Genomic DNA, 1224 nt, shown 5'->3' on the forward strand with positions numbered 1-1224 from the left:
TGAGGGTCCCCCGGTTTCTCATCCAATCTTAAGGTGAGTTTCCGGCGTTCATTCGGCCGCTTTGATGGCCGCGGCAGCAGCATATTCGACCGGCGTCATCCAGCCAAGCGATGTGTGAGGGCGGCTCTCGTTATAGTCCCGCCTCCAGTCCTCGATCTTGGCTCGGGCGTCGGTCATGGACAGGAACCAATGCGCGTTCAGGCACTCGTCGCGAAGGCGACCGTTGAACGACTCTACGAAGGCATTGTCGGTGGGTTTGCCCGGTCGGCTGAAGTCCAGCGTGACGCCGTTCTCGTACGCCCAGCGATCGAGTGCTTTCGAAATGAATTCCGGACCATTGTCCACGCGAATAGTCTTGGGTGCGCCGCGGACCGACGAGATCCGTGCCATCGCCTCGACCACCTGTTCGCCCTTGATGCCCTGGTCGACGTCGATCGCCAGAGCTTCGCGCGTGAAGGCGTCGACCACGGTCAGCGCGCGTAACCGCCGACCATCGAACAAGGCGTCCGAAACAAAATCCATCGACCACATCTCGTTCGCCGCCAACGCCATGGGTTGGCGCTCGCGGTTAGCAGCGCTGACGTTGCGTCTTGGCTTCTTGAGCCGAAGGCTCAGTCCGTCATTCCGATATAGCCGATAGACGCGTTTGTGGTTCACGACCCATCCTTCCCGGCGCAGCAGGATGTAGATCCGAAAATAGCCATAGCGCGTCCGCGTTGCCGCCAGATCACGGATGCGCATCACTAGCGGTGTCTGGTCCGGCTTGTGAGAGATGTAGCGCACCGACGACCGCTCGACGCCCAGTGCCGAGCAACTGCGCCGCTCGCTTACAGCATGAGACGCCTGGACGTACGCGACGAGTTCGCGTCGCCGTCCAGGCGTCAGAGCTTTTTTGCCAAAACGTCCTGCAGGATGTGCTTGTCCAGACTCAGGTCGGCAACCAGCTGTTTCAGCTGCCGGTTCTCATCCTCGAGCTGCTTCAGGCGCCTCAGCTCGCCGACCCCGAGACCGCCGTACACCTTCTTCCAGCGGTAGAACGTCTGCTCCGAAATCCCCATCCGCCGGATGACTTCGACCACCGGCGTGCCGGTTTCCGCCTGCTTCAGCGCGAAGGCAATCTGCTCGTCCGTATACCTAGCTTTCTTCATTTCCAGCTCCTTGCCCGAAGGCTTCTCAAGGCCGGAAAACTCTCGCTCAAACTGGGCTAAAAAACAGGGGGGACGT

At 60.5% G+C, this 1224-nt stretch carries 1 protein-coding gene; it reads right to left on the reverse strand.

The window, feature by feature from the left end:
- Positions 1 to 48: 48 nt before the first annotated feature.
- Positions 49 to 1148 (reverse strand): IS3 family transposase gene (locus L8F97_RS22425; RefSeq protein WP_242154955.1). Its coding sequence is split into 2 segments (ribosomal slippage): positions 49 to 896 and positions 896 to 1148, totalling 1101 coding nucleotides; the frame shifts between segments, so codons are not numbered across the junction.
- Positions 1149 to 1224 lie beyond the last annotated feature (76 nt).

The sequence above is a fragment of the Sphingomonas sp. BAUL-RG-20F-R05-02 genome (assembly GCF_022662305.1).
GTDB lineage: Bacteria > Pseudomonadota > Alphaproteobacteria > Sphingomonadales > Sphingomonadaceae > Sphingomonas.